This is a genomic window from Staphylococcus sp. 510, from assembly GCF_057219715.1.
In genome coordinates this window covers 120,618-138,571 of the sequence record NZ_JBXVVK010000008.1, presented here as the reverse complement: position 1 = coordinate 138,571, position 17,954 = coordinate 120,618, and the positions used below count along the sequence as shown (strand labels likewise).

The window sequence follows — 17,954 nt, the reverse complement described above, 5'->3', positions numbered from 1 at the left end:
TTTATTATTCATGAAATCTAGTCATAATCACTCAATCCATTACCTAAAACATGACACTTAAAACATTTTATATTGTACCATAACATGACTATTTTAATGAAAACAATCACCTATTGTACAATATAATTATAATTAATCATCTTAGGATAATTAAATTGAAATTAATATATATCTATATTTCAACCAAATAGATGTTTTCTAAATATTGGTAATATATCTATTTTAACATATTCGTTTATCTATTTCGTAATCTATGTCATGATATAATAATTAAAAATTCACAAAATATAAGAGGTGTTCAAATGAAGTCGTTCACATTTTTCATGCATAATATCTATGCCATGGGCGGTACAGTTAAATCGATTTCACAACTAGCTAACACATTAGCTGAAAAGGGTCATCCTGTTACGATTATTTCTGTCTTTAGAGGCAATGATCAACCTTATTTCAACTTACACAAAGACATCAAAGTACAAGATTTAGTTGATTATCGTTTAAAACCAACTCATTTTAATGCTATTTTAGCAAATCGAATAAGAAAATATACACCCTTGTTAAAGCCTAAACATTTATCTCAATATGAACCTGGATTAAATCAATTTTCAAGTTATGTTGAGAAAAAGATGATAAAAGCTATCAAACGTGTATCAACGGATGTCCTAATTGGTACAAGAGCAAGTTTTAATATCTTAATTGCTAAATATCAGAATAAAAATGTCACTACCGTTGCTATGGAACATATGAATTTTAATGCACATGAGCAAAAATTCCAAAATCAAATCATTAATGCCTACCGTGATGTTAATAAAATCACTACGTTAACTTCAGCCGATCAATCCATATATCAATCCAAACTAAAAACGCCCGTTTATGTAGTGCCAAATATTGCTAATAATAAACGTATCGCTGCTCAAAAGAAAAATATTATTCTTGCAGCAGGCAGATTGGAATACGAAAAAGGATTTGACCTCTTATTAGAAAGTATCAGATTAATTCAAGATGACTTAAGACATTTAAACTATGAATTACATTTATATGGTGATGGACAAGAGAAAGAACATTTAAAACAATTTATCGACCAATATCAATTACAAGATATTGTACACCTTTATCCTGCCACACCATCACTTAATCAAAAGTTAGCTCAAAGTAAAATCACTGTTATACCATCTAGAAACGAAGGATTTGGAATGGTGATATTAGAAGCTATGGCACAAGATAACATTGTCATTAGTTTCGATGGTAATACTGGTCCTGATTCAATCATTAAAAGTGGTAAGAATGGTTACTTAGTAACTCATGATGATACATCACAACTTGCTAAACGTATCGATCTAACGATGCATAATGATGAGGAACTACAACACATCATTCAAGAAGGACATGAAACACTGAAATCATATTCTGCAGAAGCCGTATACCACGACTTCATGAATATGTTCACTTAACATATAAACTTCTAAAATAAAAACTGATTTCTCGAAAATCGAGAAATCAGTTTTTAAATGCTTCTTTAATTTGTTCTTATAATATTACTGATAAGATAAATGTCCAAATACAAATGAATATGAGTAATCCAACACTGTATCTTAGAGTCATTTTTAATAGTTCTGATTCTTTACCAACTTCTTTAACAGCTGCAGTTGCAATAGCAATGGATTGAGGAGAAATCAATTTCGCTGCTACACCACCAACTGTATTAGAAGCAACCAATAATGAACCACTCGTACCAATTTGTTGTGCTACAGAAGCTTGAATAGGTGCAAATAGTGAGTTGTTATTCACAACTGAACCGGTCATAAATACACCAATCCAACCTAGTATTGGAGATAGTAATGGGAATACATCGCCTGTTTTTGCAATTCCTTGACCCATAGCACTACTTAGACCACCATATGTTGTAATTTTAGAGATAGCTAAAATAAAGCAAATTGTTAATATCGGTAACCATAACTCTTTAAATGTTACACCGAATAAACGCCCTGCATCACCAAAACCAACTTTTTTAGACATCAATACTGTAATAATAATGGTAATTAAAATCGCTGTACCTGTTTGTCCAATCAGGTTCAATGATAATGTAATTGGTTTATGTGCCACTTCACTAAATGTTCCTGGTAAATTAAAGTTTAATACTAAGCTTGATAACTTACCTTTAGGTAAGAATAAATTTTTGAATGATGGTGCGCTCCAAATCATAACAATGATCGTTAAAATGACAAATGGACTCCACGCATATAATATTGATTTAGCACTGTGGTGTTTTACTGGTTCAGGTTTTACGTCTTTTTGAACTCTAAACGTATGTTTAGGTTGGAATTTTCTAGAGAATAATGCTAAAGCTAACATTGATGCTAATGGTGGAATAATATCTGCTAATTCCGGTCCATTAAATACTGTTAATAAAGCTTGTAACACAGTATAAGTAATAGATACAACTAAGATTGAAGGTAATGTTTCTTTAATCCCTTTGAATCCATCAATGATAAAGATTAATAAAAACGGAATAAAGAAGTTGATAATAACTAATGTAAATACGGATGTTTGAGAAACGCCCATAGCTGATACATCACCAGGTAAATGTAAAGTATCAATAACTCCAACTGGAATACCAATAGCTCCAAATGCACCTGAAGCTGCGTTTGCAACTAAACATAACATAGCAGCTTGTAATGGTTTGAAGCCTAATTGCGCTAATAATAATGCACAAATCGCAATAGGAACCCCAAATCCAGCAGCCCCTTCTAAAAAGGCATTAAATGAGAATCCAATTAATAACAATTGAATACGTTGGTCTTGCGAAATACTCGTAATGCTATCTTGAATCGTTGAGAACTGTCCAGATTCTAATGTGATTTTATACAGTAATACTGCCATCATAACTATATAACCAATAGGGATAATACCTTGGAAGAAACCTTCCACAACTGCGCCTGAAGCAATACCTACTGGAAGTTTAAAGAACGGAATAGCGATTAACAGTGTTACAACTAAAGTTGTCACTGCCGCATATATCCCTTTCATTTTAAAAACAGTTAAACATAATAAAAACAAGATAATTGGAATTGCAGCAATAATACTAGATAACACTAAGTTATCAAATGGATTGAATGAATTTACTAACATAGTTTGACTCTTCCTTTACTATAAATTTTGTTGTCTCTAGCTAGATTTATATCAAAATTAAATTATTGAATATCGATAATTGTGATTTTTCATTAAAATATATTCTTTTATCACTTGTGAACTTTTTCACAATTAAAATATATCATCTTCTAGTTAAAATTACAACATTGTTTTTATAGTTTTTCTCAATTATTTTATAATATTCTCAATCACTAACTCTTTTAAAATGCGCATAAATGCGAAAACGGTTACTTAATCAAAAATAAGTGCTTTGTGATGTATTCATACGACTCACATGATAAAATAGAAAGAATAAATTTAGTCTTAAAGAGGTCAACGATATGATAAAGCAAATTAATATTACTAATATAGAAAATATAGATATTCAACTTATAAAAGCTTTGGATGAAGGTTATACTCATTTTGCCCCTTATTCGAATGATATGATGATCCATCAAAAGATGCTCGAATCTGTAGAGTTAAAAAGCACTTCAATCATTGTTGATTATACAATCGACAAATCATATCTAAATGATTGTCGTTATTTTGGACTTGAAACCATCGATTTTATTGACTGGGTGAAAAATATTAATCATTATCCAAACGTGATTTTTGAAATTAAATCAGCCTTATCTCACCTAGAAAAATTCAATATTGAAACAATATTTGATTTAGCTTTAGTTACTATTTTAAAAGGACAACTAGCTGTCGATGGACATGTCGTCTATGATTTCAAAGCACCTATGCATACAAGTACTGCACTTTGGTCATCTATTGATAAAGATAATATAAGTAAAATCAATCAATTCTATTTAAATACGATAGCTTATGAACATCGTCAAAAAGTACCATTTCCTAAATTCACTTTTGATGACCATAGTGACTTAAGATATTCAGATTCAGTGTTATTAAGCACTAAATTCAAATTGCCCAAATGGATGTTTAAACCATTTAAAAATCATTCTTTAAAAAAACATAGAGAAATAAGTTATATATATGATAAAGACACATCGGTACTGAAAGACCATGTTGTCTTTATCGGATTTGATTATGGTTATCGTGGCAATTCTAAATATTTATTTAGCTACTTTGTAAAACGTAATCCAACGATTGAAACTTATTTTGTCACAAATGATAGACAAGGACCACATTTTATATCGCCTGATAATCCAGAAACACAAGCCATGATTGAAACAGCTAAAGTTGTGGTTACTGAAAGCTATATGCCAGATGCCATCAAACCTAATGGTACTATTATTCAGCTTTGGCATGGCACACCAATTAAAAAGTTATTTTTAGATAGTCGTGAACCAAATCAAAACTTAAATATTTATAATTACAGAGCCCGTAAATATAATAAATTAGCTAAACAAGATTATTTAGTATGTGACTCTAAACTAGCTATGGATATGTTTCATTCAGCTTTCCCAACACATCATACACACGTGTTACCTATTGGCTATCCAAGAGTGCAATATTTGTTGAATAAACTGAATGAGTCTTCATTTTATGAACAACTTAAACGTGAATTAAGATGCGACTCAAATAAACCTGTGCTATTATATGCACCGACATGGGTTTCAGATCATCATGATGATGAATTGTTACCAATCTCAGAACAATTATTAGCTAAATATAATGTCATATTCAAAGGACACGTTGAAAGTGACCGCGTAGCTCAGCTACCTGATGGCGTGATTTTACCTCAAAAAGGTATTGAAACACAGGACCTATTGCTTATTTCTGATGTCGTTTTAACAGATTATTCTTCAATTATTTTTGATGCTTTAACGATAGATAAACGTGTTTGTTTATACACACCGAATCACACAAAATATGTCGAAGAACGTGGTGTTTATATAGACGTTATCAAAAGTTTATCTAATGTCTGGTACACAGATGCTGATTTGTTAACACGTGATTTAATCAATGATATGATTCCTAAAAATCATAATCCATACATCAATAAGGATAACCAATCATTACAATACTTAACTCAACTCATTCAAGATGAACTAAAATAAAATTGTTTTTTATAAAAAGGCGTACCACAAATGGTGAGAGTTTGTGATACGCTTTTTTCTTACTATATAAATTCAGATTTTAATCTATTTTCCATAAGCTGGATCAACAACAACAGGTTGACCTTGACTATTCACTGTAACAATAGAATAAACACCATTTTGTTGTGGATCTTTAAAACTAAATACATAACTGTAATTACCATTGTTACCTTCAATGCCGTAATCATTATACGTTTTATTATGATTACCATATAAATTAGCTTCTTGTTTAGCAATATCTAAGGCAGTTTGGAAGTTTGGTAATTGTTTTAAGGCTTCTGATTGATTCACATTATCTCTTGTTAAGCTTCTTGCTACATTAACTGCATTAGTACCATGATAAGGTGCTACATAACCGTTATTACCTTGTGTAGGTTGTTGTGTATCTTGGTTTGATGAGCCTTGGTTTGGTGTACCTTGATTATTATTAGTATTACTTGGTTGCTGATTATTGTTTGTAGCACCATTATTATTTCCATTCGTATTTTGTGCTTGTTGATCTGAACTACTTCCATTATTATTGGATGACGCTTGTTGGTTATGATCACTATCTTGGTTACTACTTGTTGAATTGCTATCGTTTGAAGCTACGTTATCATTTTTATCTTTGTCTTTGTTTTTATCGTCTTTATCGCTTTCTTTATCAGACGATTTGTCCTTTGAATGATCATTAGATGCTTTATCTTTCTGTTCAGTTTTTGACTGATCATCCTTAGAACTATCTTTGTCTTTACTACTATCATCATTAGAACATGCTGCTGCGCCTAAAATTAAGGATAAAGCTAACAAACTCGTATACAATTTCTTCATTAATAAAACCTCCTATAGTATTTTGATTAACCATTCAAACATCTTCACCCTACTATCAACGCAGTTACATTGATAATTAAAAACATAAAAAGGGCATAATATTTAATTACTTATAAATATTATACCCTAATTTTATTAATTTTTCGTATTATTTTAATAAAGATTAACCTTCAATATCTTTATGAATTAAATCTCCAATATATTGAGATGCTGTGCCTTTATCAACTGAACAGAATCGATGATAAAATGCATCAATTTTATCTTGATAGTCATGTTGCACCTTATCTAAATCTTTAAGTTGTTTTGCTAATTCATAAGGTTCTGTAAAAATAGGACCTGGTAAATCTTTTTTATAATCCATATAGAAGCCTCGTAAGCCTTTGTCATATTTATCAATATCATATGCAAAGAAGAATTGAGGGCGTTTTAAAATACCGTAATCAAACATAACTGAAGAGTAATCTGTAATGAGACAATCACTCACTAAGAATAACTCAGATACATCGTTATAATTAGAAACATCCACAGCAAAGTTTTCAAATCCTGTTAAATCAATCGCATTTGAAATTAAATAATGCATACGTAAAAGGATAACATAGTCATCGCCTAATTCTTGATATAAATTATCTAGATCGATTTTCAGTTCAAATAAATACTTGCCTTTACTTACAAACTCGTCATCTCTCCAAGTTGGCGCATACATAATGACTTTTTTATCTTCAGGAATATTTAAGTTCTTCTTAATTTCATTTTTAAAATCTTCATCGTTTGCTCTATTTACTAAAATATCATTTCTAGGATAACCAATTTCTAACATTCTAGGTTCATCCATCCAAAATGCACTTTTGAAAATTTCAGTAGAATATCTGTTTGGAGAAATTAAATAGTCCCATCTTGATGTTTCACGATTAAAGTTTCGTTTATATTTAGGTGTCGTCGTACCTGGCATACGAACCACTTTCATATCATTAGCTAAGCGTTTCAATGGTGTGCCGTGCCAAGTTTGAATGTAAGTTTGATTTTCTTTCTTATTTAAATATAATGGTAATCTCGCATTTGAAACCCAATGACTCGCTTCAGAATATGCTTTATAATAGGCTTCTGAATTTCGTTTAACTGTTTCCGCATTACCTGGAACTACGTGATTTTTAGGATTTTTAAATGACCAAACATAACGATAATTCGGATAATATTTTTGCATATATTCATAAATATATTTAGGACTATCGCTATAGTTTTTACCACCGAATGATTCAAATACAATCGTTTCTGGCTTAACATTGTCTTCTTTATCTGTTAATTCATAAATAGAGCGATTTTTATTCTTATTACGTAAAACAATATTTTTAACATGTCTTAATGTCTTTCTAAATTGATTCACTTGAAATGCTTTTTCTGTATCTTCGTTCATTAATAGAATCGTTTCAATTTTGTTAATAAGATGTTGATGTTTAATCAAGTTCACATTTAAATAACGTGCAAGTTCAACAAGTGTTTCTTTGTGTGCAGCATATCGTTTCTTAATATCATGATGTGTAGGATCAAAATCTCTCGCAATTTGCTGTTCTAATTTATTAATAATAAATGATTTAGTCTCTTTATGAGTGACACGTGCCATTGCATCATAGAACATTTTGACATAATCTTCGAATAAGATGTCAAAGTCTTGTTCACTTAATGTCTTACCATCAAATGGATCATATACTTCTCCACGATAATAGAATGAGAAATTCGTAATTCTCATAAATTTATTAACATATTTTGAATACTCAATAACGAATGACCAGTCTGTATACACATTTAAATCTTCATTAAACTTTAAATCATGTGCTCTGACGATAGCCGTTCTAAAAATAATGTTACATGCTGTTTGCTTTCTTAAAAATGAATTAATATTACGTTTACCATCAAAATAGTTAACTTTTACTTTGTCTAAGTCAACATATTGTGGCTTTTTAAGCATAAATGAATGCACAGGTGCAATTAATCCATCTGTATAATTAAACTTATCTAAGTAAAAAGTAATTGCATAAGAAGCTAATTCATCATCTGCATCTAAGAACATGAAATAAGGAGTTTCTACTTCCTTCATTGCAACATTTCGTGCGTGTGCATGACCTTGATTTTCTTCTAATTTAATGTAATTAACTTTTTTATCATAATCTTTAAGTGATTCTTTCATCAATGCCTCTGTTTGATCTGTGGAACCATCGTTAACTATGATAACTTCAAAATCTTGAGTACGTTGTTGCTTAATACTTTCTATACAACTTTGAATATACTCCTCTGAATTATAGTAAGTGACAATAATCGTCAATGAATGCATCTAATACGTCCTTTCCAACGTTAAATCTTTTTATATTTATCTAATTATTTTAATCATAATTAAAAAATTAACGTCATCATTATATCTGACTTTGTACTGATATGCGAATAATTCAATATGTGATTTCAAATCAAATCATAGATATATACATAATTATAATTCCTTTTCCATGATAATATCTCTATCCACAACATCTCCTGTAATAAATTCGTGGTGTCCTGTTTCAACAAAACCTCGTGATTCATAAAACTTAATGGCTTGAGGATTATTTTCCCAAACGCCTAACCAAATTTTGGATTTTTTATATGCTTTTGCTTTCTCAACAGCAAGGTCTATAAATTTTTTGCCTCTGCCTCCACCTTGATGTGATTGATAAAAATAAATACGTTGAACTTCTAAATAATCGGGGCCATGTGGTTCAGTTTGTGCATCATCAACATTAAATTTTGTGTATCCAACAATGTCGTCATCTTCAGTAAAAAAATAATAAAATGATAACGGTTCTTGTAATTCTTTTTTTAAAGTCTCAATATTAAACGCACTATCAAAGTACTTTTGTAAATTTTCATCTGTATAGAATGGTCCAAATGTTTCATAAAACGTATCTATCGCTAACTTTTGTAATGTTTCAACTTCTTCAATACTTACTTCCCTTATTTGTTTCATGATTACATAAATCCCCCTTTAATCGTGTAGATTAACAATACTTTATCTTATTTCTTAAAAAAATTCATCTATTATTAATTATTTTCATAATTAAAGCAATCACTTTGGACTTCAAGCATCTCGTTTTGATTCTAACGGTATTTAGTTTTATAAAAAATCTTTTAAAAAGTAAAATACTTATTGATAATCTTTATCAATAAGTATAAAGTTATAATTAATCAATCACACTCATAAAGGATGGAATTAAATGGAAAATTTGTTTGTATTAGGAATTACTGGACCTACAAGTCTTGTCATCATTAGTATTATTGCCTTAATCATTTTTGGACCTACGAAGTTACCACAATTTGGACGTGCTATTGGATCAACATTAAAAGAATTTAAATCCGCTGCTGAACACATGGACGACGATTCTACAGACACACCCAGTAAAGCATCAAAATCACAACGTGAACAATCAAAATAACTCGACATTATTAGACCATTTTACTGAATTACGACAACGATTAGTACATACTCTGATTGCCTTTATTATCGCAACAGTGATAACTTACCTATCATCACATTGGTGGGTTAAACCTTTTTTACATTATGTAAAACGTTCTGATGTGACATTGCACACATTCTCGTTTACTGAAACCATACAAATTTATATTATGATTATATTTACGGTTGCCCTTTGCATTATTGCACCAATGATTTTCTATCAATTATGGGCATTTATCGCACCAGGCTTACATCAACATGAACGCAAATTCATCTATAAATATAGTATCTTTTGTGCAGTTCTTTTTATTCTTGGCGTTATATTTGCCTTTTTTATTGGTTTTCCACTGATTATTAATTTTTCAATTAACTTATCAGATGCCCTTAGTATCGAACCAATCATAGGTTTAAAAGCATATTTAGGAGAACTCATAAGATGGCTATTGGTTTTTGGTTTTTTATTCCAAATTCCAGTACTATTTTTAGGATTAGCGCATTTTGGTTTAATTGATCCGCGCCAATTAGGTACTTATCGTAAATATATTTATTTTGCATGTTTTGTAGTTGCTAGTATCATTGCACCACCTGATTTAGTACTTAATTTATTATTAACGTTACCTTTAATTCTTTTATTTGAATTTAGTATGCTCATCGCCAAAATCACATATAAACAGCAAAACATCTCGAACGAAGTCTAATATCTTCATTCGAGATGTTTATTTATTTCTTACGATTGTTTAAAACGAATATAAGAATAAGTATGATTAATATGACTTGAGCAATAATGGTTTCAAAACTTGGATAGAAACCAATCCAACTCAATGTTGGTAATCCTTCAATACTATGCTGAGACATATAGCCTAACAATTGTAATTTTTGAATACTTACACCTAACATTTTAAATGTCATGACAAATATTAAGATAGACAGTACTCTAAATATGAATCGTACAGGAATAAGTTTCACAATAAATCTAAATGCAAATGCGAAGATAATTAATATGATGATGGCTAATCCTATACCAAGAATGAAATCTTTAGTAGTAATGCTACCAATCATCCCCATATAGAAGATAATGACTTCGACACCTTCACGTAATACAGAAATTAATCCAATTGTACCTAGTAATATTAAATTACCATTACTCATCGCATTGTTATACATGCTCTGGATCATTTCATTCCAACGTTGAGCATTTGATCTTCGATGCATCCAAATACCAACAACATACATTAATACCACTGCTACGATACCTAAAATAGCTTCCATACCTTCTCTTACGACGCCATTATTACCAATCGTATAGATAAAGGTAATACCTAGTCCAATACTTAAAATAAGACCTAATAAGGCACCGCCTACTACACTAGACGTTCCTTTAACATCCTTAACTTTACGTGTCATCGTTGTTAAGGTCATGATAATTAATAAGACCTCGATACCTTCACGTAGGAAAATAATCATTACATCTACAAATGAATACTCACCTTGTCCGACCGTATCTTTGATTTCTGAATTTAATTCTTGTAACCCTTTTTTCACACGGTCTTTATTAGATTGATCTAAAATACTTTGGTAGTAAGGAATTTTATCTTCTATTTTAGTATATAAACTACTATTTTTAGTTTGAATTTTACCTTCGACATATGGCCAGATTTTAACAAATTGCGATAATGATGCATCTGCTTTATCTAAATCATTGTCATTGATATCAGCAATCGCTTTATCTAATTCTTCATTGAGTTGAGTAACTTTATACTTATCTGAGTCTGAATCAGATTGCTTTTGATCAACGGTATCAATACTGTTCTTAAACGTTGACCATGCTGATTTAACTTTGTCAGTATCTAGTGGCTCTTCTTGAATGGCAACTCTTAATTGCATTAAATTAACTTCAATTTGGCCATATTTACCATCATCATAATTTCGAATGACTGTTTCATTACTTGTCCATATCGAATTTAAATCATTATTTAATGATTGTAGTTCTGTATGATTTTTATCTTTGATGGCTTTTTTCATTGGTGCGTCTTTAGCATCAACTGCTTGTTGTAACTCTTTAATCTTTCCTGAAGCGTCTTTAGAAGATTGTTGGTTTTCATAAGCAATAAGCGCTTTAGTCAGTTCACCAAGTTTGTCCGCTTTAGCATCGTCTGATGAAGCATGTTCTACTTCTTTCAACTTGCTATTAACTTGTTTGCCTTCTTTGCTATCATTATTAATCTTTAACGCTTTAATTTCTTTTTTAACGTCTTTTAATGCTTTAGCTTTATCAGATTGGCTTTTATCTTTATCTGCAATTGTCGATTTCGCATCAGTAATCGCAACATATGTTTCGCTCATTGAGTCTGATTCGGCGTGTGCAGGTGTAAATCTAAAAATAGATAGCCCAATCATTAATATCACTACTATTTTAATTAAATAGTGTTTCACCTAGGTAGCCTCCCTTTTGTACGCCTGGCAATACGATAAATGTAGCAGTACCTATATGCGTAATATATTCATTCAATTTGTCTTTATGACCTAGATGATTCTGTATATCAATAAATTGTTGTGGTGATTTTTGGAAACTAATAAATAATAATCCTGTTTCTAAATTGCCAGTTTTTTCGTTAGTACCTGCAGTATAATTATACGCACGTCTTTTAATTGAAGTTTTCGCTTCTCTTGCCAATCGTGCATGGGCGTCTTCTGGAATGACATATTCTCCTCTACTATCTTTAGCTTTTAAATCCAACTCATCAAATTTTTTTTTTACCTGTTAACGGTGCACCTGAACTTCTTTTTCTACCGAAAGTAGCTTCTTGTTCTTCTAATGCAGTACGATCCCATGTTTCGATGTGAATTTGAATACGTCGAATGATACAATATGTGCCATTTTTAGCCCAACCGTTATTAATAAAGACATAATCTTTGTATTCATTCGTTTTACGCGGATTAACTGTACCATCCTTAAACGCCATTAGATTTCTTGGTGTTTCTTTACCTTTGATTGATACAAATCCGTTTTGTGACCATTTTACTTTGACTAAATCTCTAAACGGACGAATTAAGTTATGTACAGCATGAAATGTTACTTGCTCATCATTAGAACAAGCTTGAATCATGATGTCACCATCACTATAGTCTTCGTCTATTTGATCATTTGGAAAATGTGGTAAATCTTTATAGTCTTTTCGGATTTTGTCGGAAAGGCCTAACTTTTTCATAAATGATTTACTCACACCAAATGTGAGTGTTAATTTACTAGCGCCTAAACCGATAGCTTCGCCAGTATCAACGGGTGGTAACAAAGGATTCTTACTATCCTTTTCTACCGCATCGCCGTCAGTCATATTTGCTGCCATTTTAGTCCATTGCTTAAACATATCCTTAATGGCACTTTTATCTTTAGATTTAAGTTCTAACGATACGACATTACATGTTTTCTGTGTTGGTGTTGTAATGCCTGCTTGTACTTTGCCATAAAATTCATATGCATCTTTTTCTTCATCTTCTGGCGTATCAAACATTGACTTAAATGAAAATACACTACCTGCTCCACTTGCACCAATGACTACGCCAGCTCCACCAATACCCATCATTTTTAAAAATGAGCGTCTTGAAACAGAAGACGATGATTGATTATCTACTTTACTCATTCTGTAACCACAGCCATCTTACTTAGTGGTTCTCCTAAAGAATTCACTGCATCTGAAAGTGCTTTTCTATCTTTCTTAGTTACATCATTATAAGATTTGTATCCGTCTCCGTCTTTATATTTATCAAGTAATTCATTCACATTATCAAAGTTCTTTTGAATATCAGCACTTAATTTTTTATCTTTTTTCTCTAATGTTGGTTTGAATAATTCATAAATCTTTTGTGCACCTTCGATATTAGCTTTGAAGTCATATAAATCTGTGTGAGAATAAATTTCTTCTTCACCAGTAATTTTAGACGTTGATACTTCGTTTAATAAATCTACTGACCCCTGTAACATTAACTTAGGTGTAATATCTAAAGTTTCAGCCTTAGCATGTAGCTCTTTAGCATCTTTTAATAATTGTTGAGCATCTTTCTTTGTTGTATCGTCTATAGTGTTATCCTGAAATAATTGTTTCTCTATTTTGTGATAACCTGACCATTCTTTTTCTTTCTTTTCTTCTTTCATATCTGCCAAACGTGCATCAATTTTTGGATCTAAATCACCAAATGCTTCTGCAACAGGTTCTGAACGTTCGTAGTACATACGTACTTTAGGATACAATTCTTTTGCTTTATCCATATCATTATTGTCGATTGCATCGACAAACTGTTGAGTCCCTTTTAAGAATTCATCTAATTGTTTATCAGTATATTTTTCATATTTTTTAGTAGCTTCTTTTAATTCAGCTTTGTTTTCACTATTATTACTACTCTTATTAGCATTATCTTTACCGCCATCACTATTGTTACCACATGCTGCTAAAAGTAATGACGACGTTAATAAAATTACTGGTAATTTCTTCATTCCTACACCTCTTCAAAATTTTTCACGTTGATTTGTCGCGCTATATATACAGAATATTTTTATCTATGTAATATCAATTGATAATCATTATCAAAATAATTATATGTGTCCATTTTAAATGTGTCAACAACAATTCTTTTCAATTTTTATGAGACAGATTTTTTAACATTTTAATTTCTAAAACTTTATGCAATTTCACTTCGTTTTATATTAAAATAACTATGGCATTATTTTGCTAAATATAAATAAGGAAAGTAGAAATCATTTTAATAAGTAAATGAACAAATTATAATGAAGGTCAATAATATTGAAGGAGTGAACATGTTTTGGCAGAAGAATTTAAAGCTTATGTCGTAGATAGAGATACTGAAGGAAAGGTCTCTGCAGATTTTAAGCAACTTACAATAAATGATTTACCTGAAGGTGATGTCCTTATTAAAGTACATTACTCAAGTATTAACTATAAAGATGCATTAGCTACACAAGATCGTAATGCAATTGTTAAACAATATCCTATGGTACCAGGAATAGATTTATCAGGTGAAATTGTAGAATCTAATGCACCAGGTCACTATGTAGGAGATAAAGTCATTGTAACAAGCTATGATTTGGGCGTGAGTCAATTTGGTGGTTTCAGTGAATATGCTCGTGTGAATAGCGAATGGATTATCGATCTACCCGAAGATTTAACTTTAGAAGAAGCTATGATTTATGGTACTGCTGGTTACACAGCTGGTTTAGCTATTGAGCGATTAGAAACAGAAGGATTAACAATAGAAAAGGATAATGTATTAGTTAGAGGCGCTTCTGGTGGCGTTGGTATGCTATCAGTCCTTATGTTAGATAAATTAGGTTATGACGTTGTTGCTAGTACTGGGCGTAAAGATGCAACTGACAAATTGAAAACATTAGGCGCTAAGGATGTTATTGATCGCTTACCTGAATATGATGGTAAAGCATTAGGTTCAAGAACTTGGCAGGCTGCTATAGATCCAGTTGGCGGCGAAAGTTTAGCTAATATCGTCAATAAGCTTGATAATAATGGCAGTATAGCCGTTATTGGAATGACTGGTGGCACTCAATTCGAAAGTTCTGTCTTTCCACTTATTTTAAGAGGAATCAGTATATTAGGCGTTGATTCTGTCTTCACTCCAATTAAACTACGCAAACTCGTCTGGCGTCGTCTTGCCAAAGATTTAAAACCAAAACAATTACATGATATTAAAGAAGTCATTGCATTTGATGACTTACCAAATGGTATTGATCGTGTAATGAATCATCAGCACATGGGTCGAATCGTTGTCGACTTTGGTGTTAAATAACATAAGAGCTTACAACAAAAAGGCGTCCTCGTTACATTGTCGAGGACTCCTTTTGAATATGTTTAAAATAAAATATACATCCCCATTGAATGTGGCTCTGTAGATTGAAAACCAAATTTTTCATACAATTTATCTGCGGGATAATCAGCCATTAAACTCACATAAGTACCTTTTACCGCATTTTCATGAACGTATTGCATAATGTGTTCCATAATTGTACGACCATATCCTTGTCCTTGATAATCTGGATGAACAGCAATATCGACAATTTGAAGTGCTGTTCCCTCATCTCCAACGATTCTACCCATACCTATTAATGACGACTCATAATATAAAGTGACATTAAAACAAGCATTAGGCAATCCTCTTTTAGCCGCTTCAGTGGACTTTGCACTTAGTCCCGCATCTAATCTTAATTTTAAATAATCTTCTACGGACGGCGCTATATGTTTGATAACTACCATTATGACTCCTCCAAATTTTTCTTTTTAAAATAAATATTGGTTTATAATTTCTTTATTAGACTCTTTGAAGATATCATTATGACTTGACACATAGCCTTCTGTTGGAGCATCAGGTTGAATATACGTTTTAGCAAGGTTAGCTGCGTTACCTGCATCACTAAAGGCACTCGCAATCAAGTGAACTTTTGCTTCATGATGTACAATATCACCACATGCAAAGATACCTGGAATATTAGTAGTTGTATTTCCAAAACCTTTAACTCGATATTCATCATATAATTCAAATTGTGATGTACAATCCTTTAATAGCGGATTTTCATGATCAAAGCCATGGCTAATGATGACGTCATCAAATGACGCTATAGTCATTTCTCCTGTCTCTATGTTTTCTAATTTAACTTGGTGAATATACGTATCTTCTTCGTTACCTATGAGTTCACTAATTTGTGTATGTGGTATCAATGTTACATTTAAATCTTCTAGAACTTTAGTCATTGCTTCATATCCAGACACTTCTGGTTTTCTAAATATAACTGTCACACTGTTCGCAATTTGAGCAATATCACGCGCCCAATCTAACGCAGTATTGCCGCCACCAGAAATAAGTACATCTTTCCCCTTAAATCTACCAAATGATTGCACGACATAATGCAAGTTCGTCAGTTGATATCTTTCAGCCCCTTTGATATTTAATGGTTTAGGATTTATAATCCCACCACCGATTGCAAAAATAACCGATTTAGAATGGAAGATATGGCCTTTTTCAGTTTCAACTTCAAAGTGTCTTTCATCTATTTTTCTTATATCTATGACACGTTCATTTAAATTCACTTTAGGATTAAAGTGTAACCCTTGTTGAATCATATCTTCAATTACTTGGTAACAAGGTTTAGGTGCTACGCCACCTATATCCCATATAATTTTTTCTGGATAAACTTGCATCTTTCCACCCAATTTATCTTGAACGTCTATGATTCTCACAGACATCCCTCTTAGACCTGAGTAAAAGCTTGCAAATAAACCTGCTGGCCCGCCACCTATAATTGTAACGTCTTCCATTTTGCTTCCCCCTATAATAACACTGTAAAAAACATATATTTATACTTTAACTGAAAATTATTATCATTTAATACTTTTTCATTATACTATACGATATTTGACTTATGAAGCAAATCACTTCACAAAAAACTGCTTGAGACATTGACTATGAAACTGGACAAATAAAGATTCAATTAATGCATCTGTTTTGGGGTTTACTCTAAAACGATTAATAGTTTTATATGAGGGTGTTTAATTTTGTGATAACCAAATCATTCTAATGATATCATTAAGCAAGTTTTCTATTTTTCGACCTTAGAAAATTGGTAGTGTAAGTTGAGTCATGTTATAAACTTTATACATAAGGCACCTCGTTAATTTAGTTTAGTGGCATTTATTAAATTATATTAAAGTTCCTTATTTTCCAAAGTAAAATTACACGTTAATACGGAGTATTGGTGACGAGACTCCTGAGGGAGCAGTGCCAGTCGAAGACCGTGGCTGAGACGGCACCCTAGGAAAGCGAAGTCAGTCAATACGAAGTATTGAATATAACTAAAGCACAAAGATGATTTAAAATTTCAAATCATCTTTGTGCTATTATTTTTGGCATTTATATCTTAGACTCTTCGTTTTAATCTCTTGGTTCTTTGATGATCGCCTGTCTTAATAAGAAAAACAGTATTAATAATGCGGCTAACATAGCCGTATGTCCCATACCTGCAAAACCAGGGAAAGATGCTGGAACAGTTTTACCTATAACTTGATATGTACCTTTGACTGTCATCATACCAATTGTAACTAATAAACCAATATGATAAATCACGAAAAACCAATTAAATAAATAATAGCTACTTAATTTAAAAACTTTTTCTAAAGGTAGTAATAATAAAAACATGAACATACCTAAAATTAATGTATGTGTATGAACTAATGATAATTGTGTATCACCCGTAAAATCGTGCATTTTCGTCAATTCTCTATAATAAAAACCACTAAATAATCCAATAATCATATAAATTAAAAATGAGTATAATAATCTACGCATGATGTTTCCTCCCTCACCTCTATATTATAGAACATATTTATCATTATGAAAGTGACAATACAACAACATCATTACTATTTTAAAAATTGAGTTATATAAAAAGAGACAGAGCC

14 protein-coding genes and 2 pseudogenes are annotated in these 17,954 nt (G+C 31.3%); 5 read left to right on the top strand and 11 right to left on the bottom strand.

From position 1 onward, the window contains the following. Nucleotides 1–302 precede the first annotated feature (302 nt). Nucleotides 303–1,448, top strand: coding sequence for a glycosyltransferase family 4 protein (locus AC2D8K_RS08025; protein ID WP_002452409.1), 1,146 nt, complete (start codon nt 303–305; stop codon nt 1,446–1,448). Nucleotides 1,449–1,524: 76 nt separating this feature from the next. Here the strand turns inward: AC2D8K_RS08025 and AC2D8K_RS08020 are convergent, their stop codons facing one another. Continuing rightward, a complete protein-coding gene (locus AC2D8K_RS08020; protein WP_002452410.1) occupies nt 1,525–3,126 on the bottom strand; it encodes an L-lactate permease in 1,602 nt (533 codons plus the stop codon). Between the two features lie 341 nt (nt 3,127–3,467). Between AC2D8K_RS08020 and AC2D8K_RS08015 the strand changes: the two genes are divergently transcribed. Continuing rightward, nucleotides 3,468–5,150 (top strand): CDP-glycerol glycerophosphotransferase family protein, encoded by a 1,683-nt coding sequence (locus tag AC2D8K_RS08015; protein ID WP_002452411.1) that lies wholly within the window; start codon nt 3,468–3,470, stop codon nt 5,148–5,150. A gap of 84 nt (nt 5,151–5,234) precedes the next feature. Here AC2D8K_RS08015 and AC2D8K_RS08010 read toward each other — a convergent pair whose 3' ends face one another. From AC2D8K_RS08010 to AC2D8K_RS08000, 3 genes are all read right to left on the bottom strand, one after another. Then, nucleotides 5,235–5,999 (bottom strand): hypothetical protein, encoded by a 765-nt coding sequence (locus AC2D8K_RS08010; protein WP_002452412.1) that lies wholly within the window; start codon nt 5,997–5,999, stop codon nt 5,235–5,237. Between the two features lie 163 nt (nt 6,000–6,162). Beyond that, complete coding sequence (locus AC2D8K_RS08005) at nt 6,163–8,325, bottom strand: bifunctional glycosyltransferase/CDP-glycerol:glycerophosphate glycerophosphotransferase (RefSeq protein ID WP_002452413.1); 2,163 nt, start codon at nt 8,323–8,325, stop codon at nt 6,163–6,165. Between the two features lie 153 nt (nt 8,326–8,478). Then, nucleotides 8,479–8,991 carry a GNAT family N-acetyltransferase gene (locus tag AC2D8K_RS08000; protein WP_002452414.1) on the bottom strand — a complete coding sequence of 171 codons (513 nt, stop codon included), beginning with the start codon at nt 8,989–8,991 and terminating at the stop codon, nt 8,479–8,481. Between the two features lie 247 nt (nt 8,992–9,238). On the opposite strand from AC2D8K_RS08000, the gene tatA reads away from it, so the two are divergent. Together tatA and tatC are read left to right on the top strand one after the other, a co-directional pair. Then, entirely contained in the window at nt 9,239–9,457 is a 219-nt protein-coding gene (gene tatA / locus AC2D8K_RS07995; RefSeq protein ID WP_002452415.1) for a twin-arginine translocase TatA/TatE family subunit, read from the top strand. Then, nucleotides 9,441–10,175, top strand: a complete 735-nt coding sequence (tatC, locus tag AC2D8K_RS07990) for a twin-arginine translocase subunit TatC (protein ID WP_002452416.1) — start codon at nt 9,441–9,443, stop codon at nt 10,173–10,175. The genes tatA and tatC overlap by 17 nt, the downstream gene beginning before the upstream one ends. A gap of 22 nt (nt 10,176–10,197) precedes the next feature. Here the strand turns inward: tatC and AC2D8K_RS07985 are convergent, their stop codons facing one another. The 3 genes and pseudogenes from AC2D8K_RS07985 to efeO form a co-directional block, all read right to left on the bottom strand. Then, nucleotides 10,198–11,910, bottom strand: coding sequence for an FTR1 family protein (locus AC2D8K_RS07985; RefSeq protein ID WP_002452417.1), 1,713 nt, complete (start codon nt 11,908–11,910; stop codon nt 10,198–10,200). Next, nucleotides 11,891–13,118 (bottom strand): annotated as a pseudogene (efeB, locus tag AC2D8K_RS07980) (iron uptake transporter deferrochelatase/peroxidase subunit). Before efeB ends, AC2D8K_RS07985 begins: the two are co-directional and overlap by 20 nt. Then, nucleotides 13,115–13,969: an iron uptake system protein EfeO gene (efeO, locus tag AC2D8K_RS07975; RefSeq protein WP_145505559.1), complete on the bottom strand. Its 855-nt coding sequence runs from the start codon at nt 13,967–13,969 to the stop codon at nt 13,115–13,117. The pseudogene efeB and the gene efeO overlap by 4 nt, the downstream one beginning before the upstream one ends. A gap of 326 nt (nt 13,970–14,295) precedes the next feature. Between efeO and AC2D8K_RS07970 the strand changes: the two genes are divergently transcribed. Continuing rightward, entirely contained in the window at nt 14,296–15,291 is a 996-nt protein-coding gene (locus tag AC2D8K_RS07970; protein ID WP_002452420.1) for an acrylyl-CoA reductase family protein, read from the top strand. Nucleotides 15,292–15,353: 62 nt separating this feature from the next. Here AC2D8K_RS07970 and AC2D8K_RS07965 read toward each other — a convergent pair whose 3' ends face one another. The 4 genes and pseudogenes from AC2D8K_RS07965 to AC2D8K_RS07950 all read right to left on the bottom strand — a co-directional run bounded on the left by AC2D8K_RS07965 (nt 15,354) and on the right by AC2D8K_RS07950 (nt 17,841). Further along, nucleotides 15,354–15,755: a GNAT family N-acetyltransferase gene (locus AC2D8K_RS07965; protein WP_002452421.1), complete on the bottom strand. Its 402-nt coding sequence runs from the start codon at nt 15,753–15,755 to the stop codon at nt 15,354–15,356. Between the two features lie 24 nt (nt 15,756–15,779). Next, on the bottom strand, nt 15,780–16,814 hold the full coding sequence (locus AC2D8K_RS07960) for an NAD(P)/FAD-dependent oxidoreductase (protein WP_002452422.1): 1,035 nt from the start codon (nt 16,812–16,814) through the stop codon (nt 15,780–15,782). Between the two features lie 129 nt (nt 16,815–16,943). Continuing rightward, a pseudogene (locus AC2D8K_RS07955) lies at nt 16,944–17,108 on the bottom strand (IS5/IS1182 family transposase); the annotation flags it as partial. Between the two features lie 319 nt (nt 17,109–17,427). Beyond that, on the bottom strand, nt 17,428–17,841 hold the full coding sequence (locus AC2D8K_RS07950; protein ID WP_002452423.1) for a DUF2871 domain-containing protein: 414 nt from the start codon (nt 17,839–17,841) through the stop codon (nt 17,428–17,430). Nucleotides 17,842–17,954: the final 113 nt, after the last annotated feature.

What these genes read in the sequence shown, in the direction of transcription:
- AC2D8K_RS08025 (WP_002452409.1), top strand. Translation starts at nt 303, where the DNA reads ATGAAGTCGTTCACATTTTTCATGCATAATATCTATGCCATGGGCGGT.
- tatA (WP_002452415.1), top strand. Translation starts at nt 9,239, where the DNA reads ATGGAAAATTTGTTTGTATTAGGAATTACTGGACCTACAAGTCTTGTC.
- AC2D8K_RS08015 (WP_002452411.1), top strand. Translation starts at nt 3,468, where the DNA reads ATGATAAAGCAAATTAATATTACTAATATAGAAAATATAGATATTCAA.
- AC2D8K_RS08000 (WP_002452414.1), bottom strand. Translation starts at nt 8,991, where the DNA reads ATGAAACAAATAAGGGAAGTAAGTATTGAAGAAGTTGAAACATTACAA.
- AC2D8K_RS07960 (WP_002452422.1), bottom strand. Translation starts at nt 16,814, where the DNA reads ATGGAAGACGTTACAATTATAGGTGGCGGGCCAGCAGGTTTATTTGCA.
- AC2D8K_RS08020 (WP_002452410.1), bottom strand. Translation starts at nt 3,126, where the DNA reads ATGTTAGTAAATTCATTCAATCCATTTGATAACTTAGTGTTATCTAGT.
- AC2D8K_RS08010 (WP_002452412.1), bottom strand. Translation starts at nt 5,999, where the DNA reads ATGAAGAAATTGTATACGAGTTTGTTAGCTTTATCCTTAATTTTAGGC.
- AC2D8K_RS07965 (WP_002452421.1), bottom strand. Translation starts at nt 15,755, where the DNA reads ATGGTAGTTATCAAACATATAGCGCCGTCCGTAGAAGATTATTTAAAA.
- AC2D8K_RS07950 (WP_002452423.1), bottom strand. Translation starts at nt 17,841, where the DNA reads ATGCGTAGATTATTATACTCATTTTTAATTTATATGATTATTGGATTA.
- AC2D8K_RS08005 (WP_002452413.1), bottom strand. Translation starts at nt 8,325, where the DNA reads ATGCATTCATTGACGATTATTGTCACTTACTATAATTCAGAGGAGTAT.
- efeO (WP_145505559.1), bottom strand. Translation starts at nt 13,969, where the DNA reads ATGAAGAAATTACCAGTAATTTTATTAACGTCGTCATTACTTTTAGCA.